We start from the raw sequence: 17,516 nt of genomic DNA, 5'->3' as shown, positions 1-17,516 counted from the left end.
CCGACAGGTGTCTTCGCGCGCCGCCGGAATACCGACCCCGTCGGGCCTGTTTCCGCTGGGACGCGCGATGATGTCCCGCCCGCCATTTATCTGTTCGCAACGAGAGGCTCCTTGTGTCGCTCAGCCCGTCCCGTACGTTCCCTCCGGAGATCGCCGAATCCGAGGCCCTGGTCGCTCTTGTCGAGCGCGGCCGCGAGCAGGGTCACATCAACGGTGACGACGTGCGCCAGGCCTTCGAGGCCGGTCGCATCCCGGTGGACCAGTGGAAGCGGGTCCTGCGCAGCCTGAACCAGGTCCTGGACGAGGAAGGCGTGGCGCTGCACGTCAGCGCCGCCCCGGCCACGAAGACCGCCGCCAAGAAGCCCCGCAAGGCGGCGGCCCCGGCTCGTACGGTGACCAAGAAGGCGGCGGCCGCGCCGCGCCCCATCGGCGCGCGCAAGACCGCGGCCGCGGTGCCCGCCACCGCTGCCGCGATATCCGCTCCTGCCCCCTCGACCGCCGCGGCCACCGAGGACGAGACGGCCGCCGTCGCCGAGCCCAAGAAGCGGACGGTCAAGAAGACCGCCGCGAAGAAGACCGCCACCAAGAAGACGGCGGCGAAGAAGACCAGCGCCAAGGACGACGCCGAAGCCGGTGAGAACCCGGAGCTCGAGGGCGACGACCTGTTCGAGGACCTCGCCGACGAGCCGGAGGAGGACACCGCCAAGGCCGGCACCCAGGGCTTCGTGCTGTCCGACGAGGACGACGACGACGCCCCGGCCCAGACCGTCATGGTCGCCGGCGCCACCGCCGACCCGGTCAAGGACTACCTCAAGCTGATCGGCAAGGTGCCGCTGCTCAACGCCGAGCAGGAGGTCGAGCTCGCCAAGCGCATCGAGGCGGGCCTGTTCTCCGAGTACAAGCTGGAGGAGGAGGACGACCACAAGCCGGCCTACCGCCGCGAGCTGGAGATCCTGGTCGAGGACGGCCGGCGCGCCAAGAACCACCTGCTGGAGGCCAACCTCCGCCTCGTGGTCTCGCTCGCCAAGCGCTACACGGGCCGCGGCATGCTCTTCCTGGACCTGATCCAGGAGGGCAACGTCGGCCTGATCCGCGCCGTGGAGAAGTTCGACTACACCAAGGGCTTCAAGTTCTCCACGTACGCGACCTGGTGGATCCGGCAGGCGATCACGCGTGCCATGGCCGACCAGTCGCGCACGATCCGCATCCCCGTCCACATGGTCGAGATCATCAACAAGCTCGCCCGTGTGCAGCGCCAGATGCTCCAGGACCTCGGCCGGGAGCCCACTCCGGAGGAGCTGGGCAAGGAGCTCGACATGACCCCGGAGAAGGTCATCGAGGTCCAGAAGTACGGCCGTGAGCCGATCTCCCTGCACACCCCCCTGGGTGAGGAGGGCGACAGCGAGTTCGGTGACCTCATCGAGGACTCCGAGGCGGTCGTCCCGGCGGACGCAGTCTCCTTCACCTTCCTCCAGGAGCAGCTCCAGTCGATCCTGGGCACGCTCTCCGAGCGCGAGGCGGGTGTCGTGTCCATGCGGTACGGCCTGAACGACGGCCAGCCGAAGACCCTGGACGAGATCGGCCGCGTGTACGGCGTCACGCGTGAGCGGATCCGGCAGATCGAGTCCAAGACCATGTCGAAGCTGCGCCACCCGTCGCGCTCGCAGGTCCTGCGCGACTACCTCGACTGAGAAGTACGAGGTCAGGCCAGGCCAGGCCGGGTACGAGGTCAGGCCAGGCGGAACACCGGGCCCACCGGTGTGAACGGCAGGGAGGCACCCTGCGGGATCAGGAAGGCGTGCTCGCGCCTGATCCGCAGGGTGTCGCACCACCCGTCCGTGATCACCAGGACCGGAGCTCCGGGCGGAAAGTCCTCCGCCCGCTGGAGCAGGTCGATGCCCGGCTGCAGCTCGGTGCCGCCACGGCCCCGCACCCGTACCCGGCCGGCGATCTCGGTCGGCGGCAGATAGCCCGCGTCGTACGGCGCCGCGTCGCAGAACACGACGCGGGCGGCCGGTACGTCGCGGGCTTCCGCGTACGAGGCGATGGCGCCCAGGGCCTTGCCGAGCAGGGCCCGGTCCATCGAACCGGAGGTGTCGAGCACCACACCGAAGGTGCAGCGCGCCACCTCCTCCGGCGGGAAGTACCGGCCCGCGCGCGGGATGTCCGGGGTGGCGGCCTGCCGGCGCGCCGGGCGCCCGTAGGTCCGTACCGGCTCGGGCCGGGGGACGTACTCGTCGAACCAGCGCGCCAGCTTCGCGTCCCACGGCACGGGCGGATGGGCGAGCGCCCGGATCTCCTCGACCAGCCCGGCGGGCAGCAGCCCGCGGTCCCCGGCCCGGTGCAGGTCCAGGCCCTGGACCAGGCCGCGCCGGTAGAACTCGTCGAGGTCGGTGTACGGGCGGGCCGCGCCGTGCGCCAGCGGCTCGCCGAGGATGTCGCCGACGCCCTTGCCGCACAGGGTGGCCAGCCGGCGCGTCCGGCGCAGGTCGACCGTGATCCGGTCGTAGACCTCCTCGACCGAGAGCCCGCGCAGCTGCGGATCGTGCAGCAGCCCCTCGGGCATCTCGCCGACGGCCATCTCCACCAGCCAGCCGTTGACGACGTAGTCGGCGGCGACGTTGTGCAGGAAAGGCTCGCGCGGGCCGCGGCGCTCGCCGTGGCGCAGGGCGGCGTGCAGCATCTCGTGGGCCAGGATGAAGCGCCACTGCTCGTCGGTGAAGGTGCGCAGCGGGTTGATGTAGATCTCGCCGGCGCGGGCGGAGACGGCGGCGATGGAGATGCCGCGGGCGCGGGCCAGCTCGGCGTCGGCGACGACGGTCAGCCCGGCCGCGAGGCCGCCGAGCAGCGGGTACGCGGAGACGAACCAGTTCAGCGCCAGGTCCCAGGGCCGGCGAAGGGTCCCGGGTTCGCGGCCGCCGGCGGTGTCCATCGCGGCGGAGACGCTGCGGGTGAGGGCGGCGGCGAAGGCGGTCTGCCAGTCGGGGGCCGGGTCGTTCCAGTGCCGCCAGGGGCGCAGGTACTGGTCCGGGCCGGTTCCGGCCGTACCGCAGTGGCGGTAGACGGCGGGCAGGCCGTCGCGGCGCCAGCGGGTGGCCAGCTGCTCCTCGTCGCCGCCGGGGTAGGCGGCGGGCAGGTGTTCGGGGGTGTGGCCGAACGGAACGGTCTGCAGGAAGCGGTTGACGACCACGCAGCGGGCCGCGAGGTCGTGCTCGTCGGGCTGCTCCCGGTCGTCCGCGGTGGCGGCGGGGACGTGGCCGAAGCCGAGGTGGAGCAGGCCGTGGGCGAGGGCCCAGGCCCACTCCGCGGGCTCGGCGTGGCGGGTGGGGTGGGCGTGCAGGACCCCGTTGGAATCGATCACGACGAGGCCGGTACGGGGGCACAGGCTGCACTCGTCGCTGCGGCAGAACTCCTGCTCCAGGGCGGCGAAGGCCGGGTTCTGGCCCACCTTGGCGCGCCCGGCCGCGTACGCCTCGGCGGCCGGATCGGGCTTGGTGTCCTTGCCGTGCTTGCCGCCCTTGGCCCCCTTGCCGCCCTTGCGGCCCTTGCTGCCGGTCGTCGTCACCGGCGGGCCTCGACCAGGCGCGGCATGTCGCGGGCGGCCTCCACCAGGAACCAGGCGGGCAGCACCGGCTGCCCGTCGGTGTCGTCGGCGATGACGGTCTGGGCGACCTCGACGGAGATCTCGGCGAGCTGGACCAGCAGCGACTTGGCCCGGTAGGCGGTCTGCCGCATGGCGGGCGAGACGTGCTCCTTGCGGTCGGGGAGCTCCTTGATCAGCCGGCCGCGGAAGGCCTCGGCCAGGTAGTAGAGCAGGTCCCGGTCGGCCGGGCGGGTGGGCCAGGAGGCGTCGCCCTTGATGATCGCCTCGATGCCGAAGCTGTGCCGGACGATCTTGGCGTAGCCGCAGAAGGAGACGGCGTGGGCGGGCGTGAGCGTGCCGTGCGCGAGGACCTTCAGGGTGGGCTCGTCGAGGGCGGGCCCGAAGGAGTGCAGCGCGTCGGAGAGCATGTGCCAGGAGCGCGGTGTGGAGAACGGCTCCTCGGTCTTGGGCGGCTGTGACCAGAGGTGGTCGGGGCGGTCGGTGAGGTAGTCGGTGATCCAGGGGTGGATGCCGGCCTCTCCGGCCCAGACCATCCAGTCCGCGGCACTCGCCCGGAGGTGGACGTGGGTGAGGCGGTTGACGAGGGCGGAGGCGATGGGGCGGGCCAGGGCGTTGTCGGTGGCCCGGTTGCCGGCGCCGATGACGATGGAGCCCTCGGGAAGCTCGTACGCGCCGATCCGGCGGTCCAGGATCAGGGAGTAGAAGGCCTTCTGGACGTCGGGGGTCGCGGCGTTGAGCTCGTCGAGGAAGAGGCAGTACGGCTCGTCGCGCGCGATGGCTTCCGGCGGGCAGAACACCGACCGGCCGTCGCGGATCTGCGGCACGCCCATGAGGTCCTCGGGCGCGAGCTGCGTGCCGAGCAGGCTGACGCACTCCAGGCCGAGCGAGTCGGCGAACCTCCGCACCAGGGACGACTTCCCGATACCGGGCGCGCCCCACAGGAACACGGGCCGCACGGTGGCGAGGCCGAGGAGCAGTTCGGGGATCTGGGCGGGGGTGACGGTGACAGCTGCCTGCACGGGTGGGGACGTCCTCGGGGTCGGGGGATCCGGCCCGCACAGTCTGGGCCGGGCCGGGCCCCGGGCGCACGCGAATAACGCACCGGCCGGCGCCCCCGGCCGTCCCGCCGTCCCGGCCGCCCGGCCGCACCGCCGTCCCGGCCGCTCCGGCCGGCCGCGTCGCTACGCCTCCGGGACCAGGACCACCGCCGTGCCGTACGCGCAGACCTCCGTGCCGACGTCCGCCGCGTCCGTGACGTCGAAGCGCATCATCAGAATGGCGTTCGCGCCCCGGGCGCGCGCGTGCTCGATGAGCCGTTCCATCGCCTGGTTGCGGGTCTGGACCAGGGTCTTGGTCAGGCCCTTCAGCTCTCCGCCGATCATGGACTTCAGGCCCGCGCCGATCTGGCTGCCCAGGTGGCGGGAGCGGACCGTGAGGCCGAAGACCTCGCCGATGACCTGGTGGACGCGGTGGCCGGGGACGTCGTTGGTGGTCACGACGAGGATGCCCGCCTCGGGGCCGGGGCCGCCGCCGTAGTCGTCGATGCTCATGGCACCCACCCTCGGGGCAGACGCGCGCGCCCGCATCCCGGGGCGGACGCGCGGGCCCGCGTCCCGGGGCGGCACCCGGCGTGCGTCAGGCCGTGGCCCGGCGCTGCCTGCGGGCCGACATCACCGCGTACACCAGCACGCCCGCGAAGAGGAACAGCACGCCCTGGTAGACGGCCGCGTAACCGGAACCGGCGACCAGCCACATCGAGAACCCGAAGGCCAGGCAGGCCAGGACCGCGTCGCGCACGAGACGGCCGCGGTCGACCCGGTCCGCGCGCCCCGACGCCAGGAAGTAGATCTGCGCGGCCGTGGACAGCAGGTACGGCACGGTCGCCGTGAACGTCGTGACCAGGACCAGGATCTCGAAGACGCCCTTCGAGCCGGCCGTGTAGTTGTAGACCGTCAGGGCGGAGGCCAGCACGACGGTCACGACGACGCCCACGACCGGGACGCCGCGCCGCTTGGTCTCGAAGACCTTCGGGAAGAGGCCGTCGCGGGCGGCGGCGTACGGGGTCTGGGCGCTCAGCAGCGTCCAGCCGTTCAGCGCGCCCAGCATCGAGATCACGGCGGCGACGGCGACCACCGTGCCGCCCCAGGTGCCGCCGAACATGGCGTTCACCGCGTCCGTGAACGGCGCCGTGGAGTTCACCAGCGTGTCGTGCGCCACCAGCCCGAACACCGAGACGGTGCCCAGCAGGTACACGACGGCCGCGCCGACCGTGCCGAGGATGGTGGCCCGGCCGACGTTGCGGGCGGGGTCGCGGACCTCCCCGGCGCTGACCGCCGCCGACTCCACGCCCAGGTAGCTGAAGAGGAGGATGGCCGCCGCGGCCGACACCGCGCCCATCGCACTGGAGTCGCCGGCCCGGTACGGGCCGAGGTTGGCGGGGTCGAAGAAGAACAGTCCGCCCACCGCGACCAGCAGCAGCGGTGCGAACTTCAGCACGGTGGCGACGAGTTGCACCGCGCCCACGTAGCGCGTGCCCGCGAGGTTGGCGAGCGCCGGCAGCCACTGGACGGCCAGCGCGGCCAGGCACATCGACAGCTTGTGCTCACCGACCGCCGGGAAGAGGACGCCGAGGTAGCCGACGGCGGCGACGGCGAGGGCCGCGTTGGACACCCAGGCCGTGATCCAGTAGCTCCAGGCGGCCAGGAAGCCCGCGAAGTCGCCGAAGGCGGCGCGCGCGTAGACGTACGGCCCGCCGGTCTGCGGGTGGCGTTCGGCGAGCCGCCCGAAGACCAGGGCCAGGGCTATCGCACCGACCGTCAGCACGCCGAAGGCGACCAGGCTGATGGTGCCGAAGGGGGCGACCGAGGCGGGCAGCAGGAAGATGCCGCCGCCGATGATGTTGCCCATGACCAGGCAGGTCGCGACCGGCAGGCCGAAGCGGCGGGCGTGCGGGCTGCCCTCCGGGCCGGTCTCCGGCTCGGGCGTGGCTGCGGCGGGCGCCTCGGCGCGGGGTGGTGCTGCGTGCGTGGTCATGGGTGGTGCGTCGCCTTACGGTGTCTCACATGCTGGGCAGGTCGACATATGGTCGGCCACCGGGAAAGCCGCACCAAATCAATGGTTTTCGTCCTGCGCGGGCACCCCCATGGAAGGAAAGGTTCCGTCGCCGGGCCCCTCCGGCCGCCGATCCTCCACCGCAGAGTGCGGGGCCAGTGGCACCTGCGGCCCGTCCGCCTCCCGCAGCCAGCGCCGCAGCACCCGGTGCACCGCCTCCGCCCCCACCAGCCCCCGCGGCGGCGCGGACAGGTCCACGGGCCACATCAGGAAGGGGCGGCACTGCTCCCCGCCCAGCCCGCCGTGCGAGCCGATCTGCTCCTCGAAGGCGTGCACGGTGCCGGTGCGCGGGTCGTACGCCGAGTTCACCATGACGTCCGCGACGTGCGGGAAGGTGTCCGTCCGCCGTACCGACTCGGCCGCGCCCGGCCCGTACAGCGCCAGCAGTTCCTCCGCCTCGCCCGGCGCGTCCAGCCGCGCCTGCGCCCCGTCCGGCCCCAGCAGCACCCCGTCCACCAGCAGGAAGCCGACGCCGGGGTGGTTGGCCAGGGTCGCCAGCAGCGCCGGGTGGGCGGTCTCGATCCACTCCCGCGTCGCCCGGCCGGGCGCGTCGGGGAAGGAGATCAGGGCCAGGTTCCCGGAGGCCAGGACCACCGGGTCCGAGCCGCGGCCCGCCCGTGCCCCGTCCTCGTCCTCGCCCTCCTCCACCGGGCGGTGCAGGGCCGCCCGTACGGCCGCCCGCGCCTCCGCGCCGCTGCGCGTGCGGCCCGCGCGGCGCGACACGGGCAGCCCGCAGCCGGCGCGGACCAGGTCCTTCAGCGTGAGCCCGTACCGCCCCAGGAAGGTCTCCCCCGGGCTCTGGCCGTGGTCGGACAGCAGCACGATCCGGTACGGGCGGGGCGCGTGCTCGGCGACCCGGGCGAGCAGCGCGAGGCTGCGGTCCAGACGGTGCAGCACCTGGTCGGTGTCGTGGCCGTGCGGCCCGGAGTGGTGGGCGACCTCGTCGTAGGCGACCAGGTCGGCGTAGACGGCGGCGCGGCCCGCGAGCATGTCACCGATCACCGCCGCGACCACGACGTCGCGTTCCACCACGGTGGCGAACGCCCGGACGAAGGGGTACAGCCCGCCGCGCGCCACCCGGGGCCGGTCCCCGCGCAGCCGGGTCCGTACCGACTGGACCGTCTCGCGGCCCACCTCCGCCACCAGGGAAAGGGCGGTGCGCACGGCGTTGGCCGGGTCGGAGAAGTACGCGAAGTAGCCCGCCCGGGACCGGTTGGCCCGACCCCGGCGGGCCGCGACCGACAGCACCAGGGCCAGTTGGTCGGCGCCGCCGCTGAACAGGTTGCCGCGGCTGGCGCCGTCGTGGGTGAGCAGTCCGCCGTCGGCGGTCCGGGTGATCGCGCGCCGCTGGAGTTCGGCGGCGCTGGTGGGCCGGTTGCAGACGACCACCTCGCCGCTCTCCTTCTCGTACCAGCGGAAGGCGGGGACGTCGAAGTTCGAGCCGTGCAGGATGCCGAGCTGGCTGGAGCCGGTCTGGCTGGACCAGTCGGTCCGCCAGGACACCACCCGGTGGCTGCGGTCCAGCCAGCGGGCCACCGTGGGCATCAGGCCGGTGCGCGCGGCGCGGCACAGCACCTCGTAGCCGACACCGTCGAGCTGGACGAAGACGATGCCGGGGGCGGCGGCGCCCGGCCCGGCGGCGTCCGCGGGCCGGTGGCGGCGGCGTCTGCGGTCGGCGAGCCGGTACAGGCGCCTGCGGTACGCCTCGTCGTCGCGCACGGCGAGGGCGGTGGAGGTGGCGGAGGCGACCGCCGACATCACCGCGGCCACCACCACCGCGGTCTGCGGGGCCACCTCGCCGTACCCGGCCGGGATCAGGTTGAGGGCGAGGAGCAGCAGCGAGCCGTTGAGGAAGAACACCAGCAGGCCCAGGACCAGGGCCGGCACCAGCAGCAGGGCACGCACCACGACCGGCCAGACCAGGGCGCTGAGCAGGCCGAAGGCTCCGGCAGCCCAGGCGGCGGTGAGGCCGACCCGGGTGAGGCTCTCGCCGTCGTGGGACTGCAGGCGGAAGTCGGGCAGGATGCCGGCCAGCACGAGCATGGTCAGGGTGGAGACCGCCCAGACGATGGTCACCCGCACCAGGGCGCCGCCCGCACTCCGCCATCGTCCTCGCAGCACGCCGCACCCGCTCTCCGCCGCCCCTCCCGGATCTTTCCCAGCGTCGCACAGGGCGATGCGGCGGGCCGGGCGGCGCACAGGGGTGCGGGGCGCGGCGTGCGGCGCGCCGCCGGTGTGCCGGGCCGGGGCCGTCGGCCGGGTACGACGGGCCAGGACCAGGCCTCCGACTGTGGCTGTGGCTGTGGCTCCGGCTACGTGCCGTCGTAGCCGGCGGTCGGCATGGACAGCCTGCGGTGCACCTCGGCCTTCATGGCGGAGGTGTAGCTCGGCTCGTCGATCCCGGCCGTCTCCAGCCGTACGCCGCGCCGCGCGCACTCGGCGGTGAACTCCTCGACCGAACGCAGCGCGCGCCGCAGGACCCGGTGGTTGGGGACGACGAACAGGTCGACCCGGCCGTCGTCGACATCGCGCCACAGTCCGAAGTGGTCGGCGCGCAGCCCCAGGAAGAGCAGCTGCCGGGTCACCACGTAGCCCTGGTCGGCCGCCCAGCGGTCGCACATCGCGTGCTGGCTGCGGGTGTCCACGACGAAGGGGTCGGCGTCCAGTTCCTCGAGCGGGGCCAGGCTGGCGATAGCGGCCACGCGCAGCTCATCCATGCCGCCCGACCCTACTCCGATCCGCGACCCCCGAGGAGGGTCCCGTCGGCCACGACGGGCCGCCAGAACGGCCGGACAAGGCCTAGTCTCGGAGATGACTCCACGGCGGGCCCGCCGTGGGCCGGGGCGGTGGAGGTCCGCAGGGAGGGAGGGCCGCGTGCCGGTGGAGATCACCTGGTGGGGTCATGCCACGTGCACGGTCGAGGACTCCGGGGTGCGGCTGCTGACCGATCCGCTGTTCGCCCGCCGGCTGGTGCACCTGCGGCGGCGCCGCGGCGACCCGCCACCGCCGGAGGCCGCCGTCGCGGACGCGGTGCTCGTGTCGCACCTGCATGCCGATCACCTGCACCTGCCCTCGCTGGCGGCGCTCGCGCCGGGCACCCGGCTGGTGGTGCCGCGCGGGGCGCGCCGGGCGGTACCGGGTCTGGCGCGGCTGGCCGGGGAGCGGCGGCTGCCGGTGACGGAGGTGGCGCCCGGGGAGGAGGTCGTGGTGCGGGAGGGCGTACGGGTGCGCGCGGTGAGCGCGCGCCACGACGGGCGCCGGCTGCCGTTCGGGCCGCATCTGGCGCCCGCGCTCGGGTACGTCGTCGAGGGCGCGGCGCGTACGTACTTCGCCGGGGACACCGGGCTGTTCGACACGATGGCGCGGGAGGTCGGCCCGGTGGACGTGGCGTTGCTGCCGGTGGGCGGCTGGGGCCCCTACCTGGGTCCCGGGCACCTGGACGCGGGGCGGGCGGCGCAGGCGCTGGCCCGGCTGGCGCCGGCCGCGGCGGTGCCGGTGCACTACGGGACGTTCTGGCCGATCGGGATGGACGCGGTGCGGCCGCACGAGTTCCATGCCCCGGGCCCGGAGTTCGAACGGCTGGCGGCGCGGCTCGCGCCGAAGGTGGCGGTACGGGTGCCGGGGCACGGCGAGCGGGTACGGGTGCCGTGACGCTGCTGCGGGAGGCGATGCAGCAGGTGCCGCCGGAGTCGACCCAGCAGGCGGTGGGCTACCCGGCGCTGTTCGTGCTGGTGGCCCTGGGGGCGCTGGTGCCGGTGATTCCGACAGGGGCGCTGGTGAGTTCGGCGGCGGTGGTGGCCTTCCACCATGCGCTGCCGTTCGGGCCGATGCTGGTGTTCGTGGTGGCGGCGCTGGCGGCCTTCACCGGTGACATCGCGCTGTACTGGCTGGGGCAGCGCGGGGTCGGCTCGCGGGGCGGTTCGCGCTGGCTGGCCCGGCTGCGCGGGCGGGCCACCCCGGAACGGCTGGCCCAGGCGCAGGCCAGGCTCGACGAGCACGGCGTGCAGGTCCTGGTGCTCTCCCGGCTGGTACCAGCGGGCCGGATCCCGGTGATGGTGGCCTGTCTGCTGGCCCGGATGCCTCTTCGCCGCTTCGCTCGCGGGGCCGCGCCCGCCTCGCTGGCGTGGGCGGCGACGTACGCCTTGATCGGCATCCTGGGCGGCTCGCTGTTCGCGGAGCCCTGGAAGGGCGTCGCGCTGGCCGTGGCCCTGGCCCTGCTGATCAGCGCGGCGCCGGCGCTGTGGCGCCGGGTACGGCGGTCCCCGCCGGAAGGCGGCGGCTAGGCCCAGTCCGGTCCGGTCCGGCCCAACGTGGACCGGGCGACGGTCTGCGTGACGCCCGCGATCACGCGCAACGCCGGATCGGGGGCTACAGGGTGGCCGAGGCGCCGATCGGGAGGTCCCACAGGTCCTCGCGGGGCAGGCCGGCGCGGGCCCAGGCGGCGCGGACGCGGTGCAGCGGTTCCATGACCGGCTCGGCGGAGAGCACGAAGGTGGCCCAGTGCATGGGGGCCATCCGGCGGGCCCCGAGGTCCTGGCAGGCCCGGACGGCCTCCTCCGGGTCGGCGTGGACGTCGCGCAGCCACCAGCGGGGCGCGTAGGCGCCGATGGGCAGGAGGGCCAGGTCGATACCGGGGTGGCGGCGGCCGATCTCGGTGAACCAGTGGCCGTAGCCGGTGTCCCCGGCGAAGTACACCGATCTGCGGGCGGTGTCCCGGGGGTCGGTGAGCACCCAGCCGCCCCACAGGGTCCGGCAGGTGTCGAGGAGGGACCGCTTGGACCAGTGGTGGGCGGGGACGAAGTCGAAGCGTACGCCGCCCAGTTCCGCGGCCTCCCACCAGTCGAGCTCGGTGACGGTGGTGAATCCGCGCCGCCGGCACCAGCGGCCCAGGCCCGCCGGGACGAAGAGGGGGGTGTGGCGGGGCAGCCGTTTGAGGGTGGGCGCGTCGAGGTGGTCGTAGTGGTTGTGGCTGATGACGACGGCGTCGACGGGCGGCAGGTCCTCCCAGCGGACCCCGACGGGGGTCATCCGGGCCGGGGTGCCGAGGATCCGCCGGGACCAGACCGGGTCGGTGAGCACGGTCAGCCCGCCGACGCGCAGCACCCAGCTGGCGTGCCCGGCCCAGGTGACGGCCACCGTGCCGGGCCCGGCGGCGGGCAGCGGGCCCGGCGCCCAGGGCAGGTCGGGGATCCCGTGCAGCCCCTCGGGCGCCGGCCGGAAGGCCCCTTCGCGGGCCAGCCGTGCGAACGCCCGCACTCCGGGCAGCGGCGAGGTCAGCCGGTCGGCGAACGACCGCGGCCACGCCCGATGCTCCCCGAGCGCCCGCGTCCCGCCCCCGGTACGGCCGCCCACCGGGGCCGTGGCGTGTCCCGGCCCCGGGGCACGGACCGGGCCTCCGTCGGTGACCGGGTCCCGCGCCGGGACCGGGCCCCCGGCACGGACGGGGCCGGACCCCGGGGCCACGGCGTGCGCCCGGGCGGACGCCGGGTCGGCAGACTCGGCCAAGCCCTGAGCAGCCCCCTGAGCCGACGCCAGGTCCAGGGCCGGGGTCGGGGTTTGGGGTGGGGCCGGGGTTTGGGGTGGGGGGCTCGGGTGGGGGGTGGGGGCGGGCGGGGAGGTGGCGGGTGGGTGGGCGGCCGTCTGGTCCCTCATCGCGGTCTCTCCGTTCGGCGTCGTCACATCAGGTCGGCGAGCACCGCGGCGAGGGCGTCCAGGGAGCGCCGTACGTGCGGGAGCCCCAGCGGGTCGCGGGAGGTGAGGGCGGCCAGGCGTTCCTCCGGGGTGGCACCCAGCAGCGGTCCGGTGGACAGCCGTACGCGCAGGGCGCCCAGTTCGTCCGCGAAGCGCTGGCCTCCGGGGGCCGGGGCGCCCAGCCGGCCACCGAGGTGGTCCTCCAGCTCCATCGCGTCGCCGACACCGTGGCGGGCGAGGCCGGCGCGCAGCGGGGTGAGGTCGGCGTACACGTGGCGGCCCGCCCGTGGCGGCCGGGCCAGGGCGCCGGCGGCCAGCAGTTCCCGGTGGACGGCGGCGGCCACCACACCGTGCAGCCGGGCCGAGGCGATCACCCGGGCCGCGACCTCCTCCGGCTCGTCGAGGGCGTGCGCGGCGGCCCCCGCGACGGGGCCCGCGACCTGCGCACCGGTGGCGGTCAGCACGTCGAGGGTGCGGGCCCGCAGCCAGGTGCCCCGTGGGGTGTCGGGCAGCCGCAGCACCGCTGCGGGCCAGCCGCCCGGCAGCAACGCGCCCGACAGGTCGACGAGCACGGCCGTGTGCTCGGGCAGCATCTCGGCGGGGCTGAGCACCAGGGTCTGGTGCGGCTGGTGCACGGTGTCCCGCCAGGTCTCGTCGCTGACCACGAACAGGCCCGCCGACTGCGCGGCCTCGCACGCCTCGCGCATCAGTTCCGGCGGGGGCACGGTGGCGGTCGGGTCGTCGGCCACGGACAGCAGCAGCACCCGCGGGTCGCCGCCCTCGGCGCGCACCCGCCGTACGGTTTCCAGCAGCGCGTACGGGTCCGGCACGCCCCCGCACTCGGCGGGCGTCGGCACGTGGTAGGCGCGCCGCCCCAGCAGCCGGACCTGCGGCGTCCACCAGGCGGGACAGGGGCGGGGCAGCAGCACGTCACCGCCGTACGCGCCGAGCAGGGCGAGCAGCAGGGCCGGCGCGCCGGGGCCGGCGGCGACGTTCTCGGGGTCGGCCGGCAGCCCCCGCAGCCGCCAGTAGCGGCAGGCGGCCTCGCGTACGGGCGGGCCACCGCCGGGCGGTTCGGGCGCGGAGCGGTCGGCGGCCGCGGCGAGCACGGCGGTCAGTCCGGGCGGCACCGGCAGGCCCGGCTCCGGCGCGGGCGGTCCGTACCGGACCGGTCCGCGCCCCTCGGGCGCCGTGCGCTGCATCCCCGCCACCGCCCTCGTCCTGTGATCCGCGCGCCACGGGCCCCCGGCCCGCGGCACCACACCCTCTCTCCCTGCCCTTTATAAGGCTGATGAGGCGGATTCGCCCCTTATGGACGTCCGCTCACGGACCTCCGCCGACGGCCGTCCGGACCGGGCGGGGCCGGGCGGGGCCGGGCGGGGCCGGACCGCCGGATGTCAGCGCCGCCGCCCCGTCAGCGCGAGCAGCCGCGTCTGCGGGTCCGCGCCGGCCGGCACCTCCACCGGGGGGTCGAACATGCCGCTGGCGGCGAGGGCGTCGGCGTACGGCGTGACCTGCCGGAGCGCGAACTCCACCAGCCGGTCCGGCAGCCGGTCGTCCCCGCCGATGGCCCGCGCCAGGTCCCAGGTGTGGACGACGCAGTCGGTCGTCAGCTCGGAGCAGTACGCGGTGCCGGGCGTGGGCCCGTAGCTGAGGGTGACCGTACGCGCCAGCGCGCCGGGCGCCTCGAAGGTGGCGTGGGCGGCGGCCGCGGCCCTGTCCCAGGCGGCGGCCGGGGCGTCGCCGAGGAGGTCGCCGGAGAGCGCGTCGCCGACGTCCTCGACGGTGCGACCCTCGCCGGCCAGCGGCGGCACCCAGGCCTGCTCGCCGGTGACGTGGTTGACCAGGTCCCGCACGGTCCAGTCGGTACAGGGGGTCGGCCCGTCCCACTGGTCGTCGGCGACCGCGTGCACGTGCTCACCGAAGAGGCGCAGCGCCTCCTCGTGGCGGGCGAGCAGTGCGGCCGGGTCCAGCGGGGCCTGCGGGTCCTGAGGGGCGTCTCCCACGGATCCCACCATCCTCTCGCATCACAGCCGTCCCCCTGGCACCAGGCTCCTCCGCATCTCCTTGCCCTGCAACGGGTGTGTCCACATGTCAAAACGGCAGTCTCATATACCGGCAAGATCCCCTACGGTGGAAGCACCCTTCGACGCAGAGGAGTCGCCGTCATGACGCCCGCCCGGGAGCAGGAACAGGGACACGAACAGACCGCGGTCTACACCCACGGCCACCACGAGTCGGTCCTGCGCTCGCACCGCTGGCGCACGGCACGGAACTCCGCCGCGTACCTGATCGGCGAGCTGCGGCCGGGCCTGTCCGTCCTGGACGTCGGCTGCGGTCCGGGCACCATCACCGCCGATCTGGCGGAACTGGTGGGGCCGGGCGGCCGCGTCACCGCGGTCGACGCGGCCCCGGAGGTACTGGAGCAGGCGCGGGCGTACGCGACGGAGCGCGGCCTGGACACGATCACCTTCGCCACGGCCGACGTGCACGCGCTGGACTTCCCGGACGGCTCCTTCGACGTGGTCCACGCCCACCAGGTGCTCCAGCACGTGGGCGACCCGGTGCGGGCGCTGCGCGAGATGCGCCGGGTGTGCCGCCCGGGCGGGATCGTGGCCGCGCGGGACGCCGACTACGCGGCGATGACCTGGTTCCCCGCGTCGCCCGCGCTGGACGAGTGGCTGTCCCTGTACCGCCGGGTGGCCCGCGCCTGCGGCGGTGAACCGGACGCGGGCCGCCGGCTGCGCTCGTGGGCGCTGGCGGCGGGCTTCGATGACGTCCGTGCCTCGGCGAGCGCGTGGTGCTACGCGACGCCGGAGGAGATCGCCTGGTGGTCGGGCCTGTGGGCGGACCGTACGACGGCCAGTTCGTACGCGTCGCTGGCGACGGCCGCCGGTCACGCGACCCCGGACCGGCTGTCCGCGATCGCCGACGCCTGGCACGCGTGGGCCCGCTCCCCGGACGCCTGGTTCTCGGTCCTGCACGGCGAGATCCTGTGCCGCGCCTGACACCCCACCGCCCCTGACACCCCGCCGGGCGTAGACGCCCCGCCCCGCCCGGCCGGGGTCAGCCGGGCCCTTCGCCACCCTCCCGGGTCCCCGGCGGACGCATGCGGAAGTCGTAGCGGGGCGGGAGGGGGCACGGGGTCAGGCTGGTCCACAGGTCGCCGAGGGTCTCGTCGCCCTCGCGCAGGTCCGGGACCTCGAAGCCCTCTTCGAACAGCCGGCGCGCCGCGGCCACGTGCCCCTCGGCCGCCAGCAGCCGGGCCGCCAGCAGCCGGAAGCGGCCCTGTTCGCGCAGGGCGGGGCGCAGCCGTTCCCACACCGAACGGGCCGCCGCCGGGCGGCCCGCCGCCAGGGCCGCCGCCATCGCCTCCCGGGCCAGCGCGGATTCGGCGGCCGCCCACGCCTCGCCGTCCCCGCTCTCGTGCGCGAGGCCGGCGAAGGCCTCGGCGTACCGGTCGGCGGCCCGGCCCGGGTCGCCCGCCAGCTCCTCCGCCACCGCCAGGCACCGCAGCAGCGGCCAGCGCGAGGGGGCGGCCGCCAGCCCCCGCTCCCAGCTGCGCACCGCCTGCGCGATGTCGCCGGCGTGCCACTGGGCCACCCCCAGGTGGTACTCGGTCAGCGGGTCGGCCCGCGCCGTCTCCAGCATGTCCCGCCAGTGCGGGGCCACCAGGCTCGGCCCCGGCGGGGCGGCCGTGCGCGGGCCGGGGAACACCGCCGTGCGCCACAGCTCCAGCCACGGCGCCTGCGCGTCCTGGAGCGTGTCCTCCCCGAAGGGGGTGCCCGGCAGCGTGTGGCCCGCGCACAGCACTTCCAGCGCGCCCCAGCCGGAGCCCGTCGCCAGCCGCTCCCCCGGTTCGGCGTCGGCGTACGGACGCCACGCGGCGTACGCCTCGTCCACCGTCCCGCTCGGCAGGACCGCCGCCAGGGCCTCCTCGGCCGCGCCGCGCGCGGCGGCCCAGTCGCCGCCGTGCACCCGCGCGCCGTCGGCGGCCAGCGGCCCGTACGCCTCCAGCCAGCTGAACTCCCCGCCCGCCTCGAGGCGTACGTGCTCCAGCTGGGTGCGGGCCAGGCCTGCCTGGATCTCCGCGTACCCGGGCGTGCCCGGCTCGGTCAGCCACTCCTGCCAGCGCCGGCCGCCCCGGCCCGCGCCCCACACGAAGAGCTTGCGGCCGCGCAGCGCCCCGGTCGACGTCTGGACCAGCCCGCGCCCCTCGCCGTCCAGCGCGGCGATCCACGGCCGCCCGCCCTCGGGCACCTCGTAGAAGTGGTCCGCCGGATAGTCGCTGCGCAGCGGGTAGGTGCGGTCGGCGCCCTCCCACACGGGCACCGCGACCTCGCGCAGCGCCCGCTCGTAGCCGAAGTTCCAGGCCCGGTCGGCGGGGGCGAGGACGCGGGTGTCCGGGGTCTCGGGGACGGCGGTGTTGGACCACCAGTAGACGGGCGCCGGCCGCTCGTGGGGATTGCGCACGCGGACGCCGACGTAGAGGAACTCGCTGTCCCCCGGCAGCCAGAGGTCCACCTGGAAGGGCAGGTCGCGCAGCCGCTCCCACTCCCACAGCCGCACCATGGTGCCGCCGTCGGGTGCGGGGACGAGGGCGGCGTGCAGCGGCGCGCACGACAGGGTGGTGTGACCGGTGGCGCCGATGTTCCACTCGATGCCGCCGGAGAACCAGGCCCCGTTGAGCGCGAACGCCGCGGGCTGGAACACCGGGTTGCGGTAGAGCAGTTCGCGTCCCGTGGGCACGTGGACCAAGGAGTGCACCCGGCCGCCGAGGCCGGGCAGCACGGTCACGCGCAGGTGCGCGTTCTCCAGCACCACGGCCTCGATGCCGGCCGGGGCCCGCTCCCGCCCGTACCCGTCGAGCAGGCGGACCGGCAGCAGCGATCTCAGCGGCTCGTAACCGATCTGACGGGCCATCTCGCGCGGCAGCCGCGCGCGTGCGCGGTCGTCGAGGACGTGGACCCCGTCGAGGGGGCGCAGCGGCGGCAGCGGGTTCTCGGGGCCGAGCGGGGCGGCGGGCCGCATGACGACCGCGCGGCGGACAGAAGTGGCCATGGGGAAAGGGAACACGCCGGGGCGGCCGCGGGACAGGGGTTTGGCCCAG

14 protein-coding genes are annotated in these 17,516 nt (G+C 75.2%); 4 read left to right on the top strand and 10 right to left on the bottom strand.

What is annotated here, in order from left to right; translation table 11 throughout:
• The first annotated feature begins 113 nt into the window (after positions 1-113).
• Positions 114-1,691 carry an RNA polymerase sigma factor gene (locus tag ACZ6KO_RS02705; protein ID WP_401450030.1) on the top strand — a complete coding sequence of 526 codons (1,578 nt, stop codon included), beginning with the start codon at positions 114-116 and terminating at the stop codon, positions 1,689-1,691.
• A gap of 38 nt (positions 1,692-1,729) precedes the next feature.
• On the opposite strand, the gene ACZ6KO_RS02700 is transcribed toward ACZ6KO_RS02705, so the two are convergent.
• The 6 genes from ACZ6KO_RS02700 to ACZ6KO_RS02675 form a co-directional block, all read right to left on the bottom strand.
• Complete coding sequence (locus ACZ6KO_RS02700) at positions 1,730-3,565, bottom strand: vWA domain-containing protein (RefSeq protein WP_469299078.1); 1,836 nt, start codon at positions 3,563-3,565, stop codon at positions 1,730-1,732.
• Positions 3,562-4,623, bottom strand: a complete 1,062-nt coding sequence (locus ACZ6KO_RS02695; protein ID WP_469299076.1) for an ATP-binding protein — start codon at positions 4,621-4,623, stop codon at positions 3,562-3,564. The genes ACZ6KO_RS02700 and ACZ6KO_RS02695 overlap by 4 nt, the downstream gene beginning before the upstream one ends.
• A 162-nt stretch (positions 4,624-4,785) precedes the next feature.
• Entirely contained in the window at positions 4,786-5,154 is a 369-nt protein-coding gene (locus ACZ6KO_RS02690; protein WP_469299073.1) for a YbjQ family protein, read from the bottom strand.
• Between the two features lie 85 nt (positions 5,155-5,239).
• Positions 5,240-6,637 carry an amino acid permease gene (locus ACZ6KO_RS02685; protein ID WP_469299071.1) on the bottom strand — a complete coding sequence of 466 codons (1,398 nt, stop codon included), beginning with the start codon at positions 6,635-6,637 and terminating at the stop codon, positions 5,240-5,242.
• Between the two features lie 78 nt (positions 6,638-6,715).
• Positions 6,716-8,836 (bottom strand): phage holin family protein, encoded by a 2,121-nt coding sequence (locus ACZ6KO_RS02680; RefSeq protein ID WP_469299068.1) that lies wholly within the window; start codon positions 8,834-8,836, stop codon positions 6,716-6,718.
• 191 nt (positions 8,837-9,027) lie between these two features.
• On the bottom strand, positions 9,028-9,432 hold the full coding sequence (locus ACZ6KO_RS02675) for a hypothetical protein (protein ID WP_469299066.1): 405 nt from the start codon (positions 9,430-9,432) through the stop codon (positions 9,028-9,030).
• Between the two features lie 157 nt (positions 9,433-9,589).
• Between ACZ6KO_RS02675 and ACZ6KO_RS02670 the strand changes: the two genes are divergently transcribed.
• The gene (locus ACZ6KO_RS02670; protein ID WP_469299064.1) at positions 9,590-10,366 is read left to right on the top strand and encodes an MBL fold metallo-hydrolase; all 777 of its coding nucleotides are present in this window, start codon (positions 9,590-9,592) and stop codon (positions 10,364-10,366) included.
• Between the two features lie 17 nt (positions 10,367-10,383).
• Positions 10,384-10,998: a DedA family protein gene (locus ACZ6KO_RS02665; RefSeq protein ID WP_469301486.1), complete on the top strand. Its 615-nt coding sequence runs from the start codon at positions 10,384-10,386 to the stop codon at positions 10,996-10,998.
• An 85-nt stretch (positions 10,999-11,083) separates the two neighbouring features.
• On the opposite strand, the gene ACZ6KO_RS02660 is transcribed toward ACZ6KO_RS02665, so the two are convergent.
• From ACZ6KO_RS02660 to ACZ6KO_RS02650, 3 genes are all read right to left on the bottom strand, one after another.
• Positions 11,084-12,067: an MBL fold metallo-hydrolase gene (locus ACZ6KO_RS02660; RefSeq protein WP_469301484.1), complete on the bottom strand. Its 984-nt coding sequence runs from the start codon at positions 12,065-12,067 to the stop codon at positions 11,084-11,086.
• Positions 12,068-12,390: 323 nt separating this feature from the next.
• Positions 12,391-13,608: an aminotransferase class I/II-fold pyridoxal phosphate-dependent enzyme gene (locus ACZ6KO_RS02655; protein WP_469301482.1), complete on the bottom strand. Its 1,218-nt coding sequence runs from the start codon at positions 13,606-13,608 to the stop codon at positions 12,391-12,393.
• Positions 13,609-13,803: 195 nt separating this feature from the next.
• Complete coding sequence (locus ACZ6KO_RS02650) at positions 13,804-14,412, bottom strand: TIGR03086 family metal-binding protein (protein ID WP_469299063.1); 609 nt, start codon at positions 14,410-14,412, stop codon at positions 13,804-13,806.
• A gap of 162 nt (positions 14,413-14,574) precedes the next feature.
• Between ACZ6KO_RS02650 and ACZ6KO_RS02645 the strand changes: the two genes are divergently transcribed.
• Positions 14,575-15,414, top strand: coding sequence for a class I SAM-dependent methyltransferase (locus ACZ6KO_RS02645; protein ID WP_469299060.1), 840 nt, complete (start codon positions 14,575-14,577; stop codon positions 15,412-15,414).
• Between the two features lie 58 nt (positions 15,415-15,472).
• Here the strand turns inward: ACZ6KO_RS02645 and ACZ6KO_RS02640 are convergent, their stop codons facing one another.
• Positions 15,473-17,467: a DUF5107 domain-containing protein gene (locus ACZ6KO_RS02640; RefSeq protein ID WP_469299057.1), complete on the bottom strand. Its 1,995-nt coding sequence runs from the start codon at positions 17,465-17,467 to the stop codon at positions 15,473-15,475.
• Positions 17,468-17,516: the final 49 nt, after the last annotated feature.

Source organism: Streptomyces sp. NPDC042102 (assembly GCF_055582305.1).
This window is presented reverse-complemented; position numbering and strand designations above follow the sequence as displayed.

Coding starts and splice junctions, on each gene's coding strand:
- ACZ6KO_RS02690 (WP_469299073.1), bottom strand. CDS start 5,154: ATGAGCATCGACGACTACGGCGGCGGCCCCGGCCCCGAGGCGGGCATC.
- ACZ6KO_RS02685 (WP_469299071.1), bottom strand. CDS start 6,637: ATGACCACGCACGCAGCACCACCCCGCGCCGAGGCGCCCGCCGCAGCC.
- ACZ6KO_RS02675 (WP_469299066.1), bottom strand. CDS start 9,432: ATGGATGAGCTGCGCGTGGCCGCTATCGCCAGCCTGGCCCCGCTCGAG.
- ACZ6KO_RS02665 (WP_469301486.1), top strand. CDS start 10,384: ATGCAGCAGGTGCCGCCGGAGTCGACCCAGCAGGCGGTGGGCTACCCG.
- ACZ6KO_RS02655 (WP_469301482.1), bottom strand. CDS start 13,608: ATGCAGCGCACGGCGCCCGAGGGGCGCGGACCGGTCCGGTACGGACCG.
- ACZ6KO_RS02645 (WP_469299060.1), top strand. CDS start 14,575: ATGACGCCCGCCCGGGAGCAGGAACAGGGACACGAACAGACCGCGGTC.
- ACZ6KO_RS02640 (WP_469299057.1), bottom strand. CDS start 17,467: ATGGCCACTTCTGTCCGCCGCGCGGTCGTCATGCGGCCCGCCGCCCCG.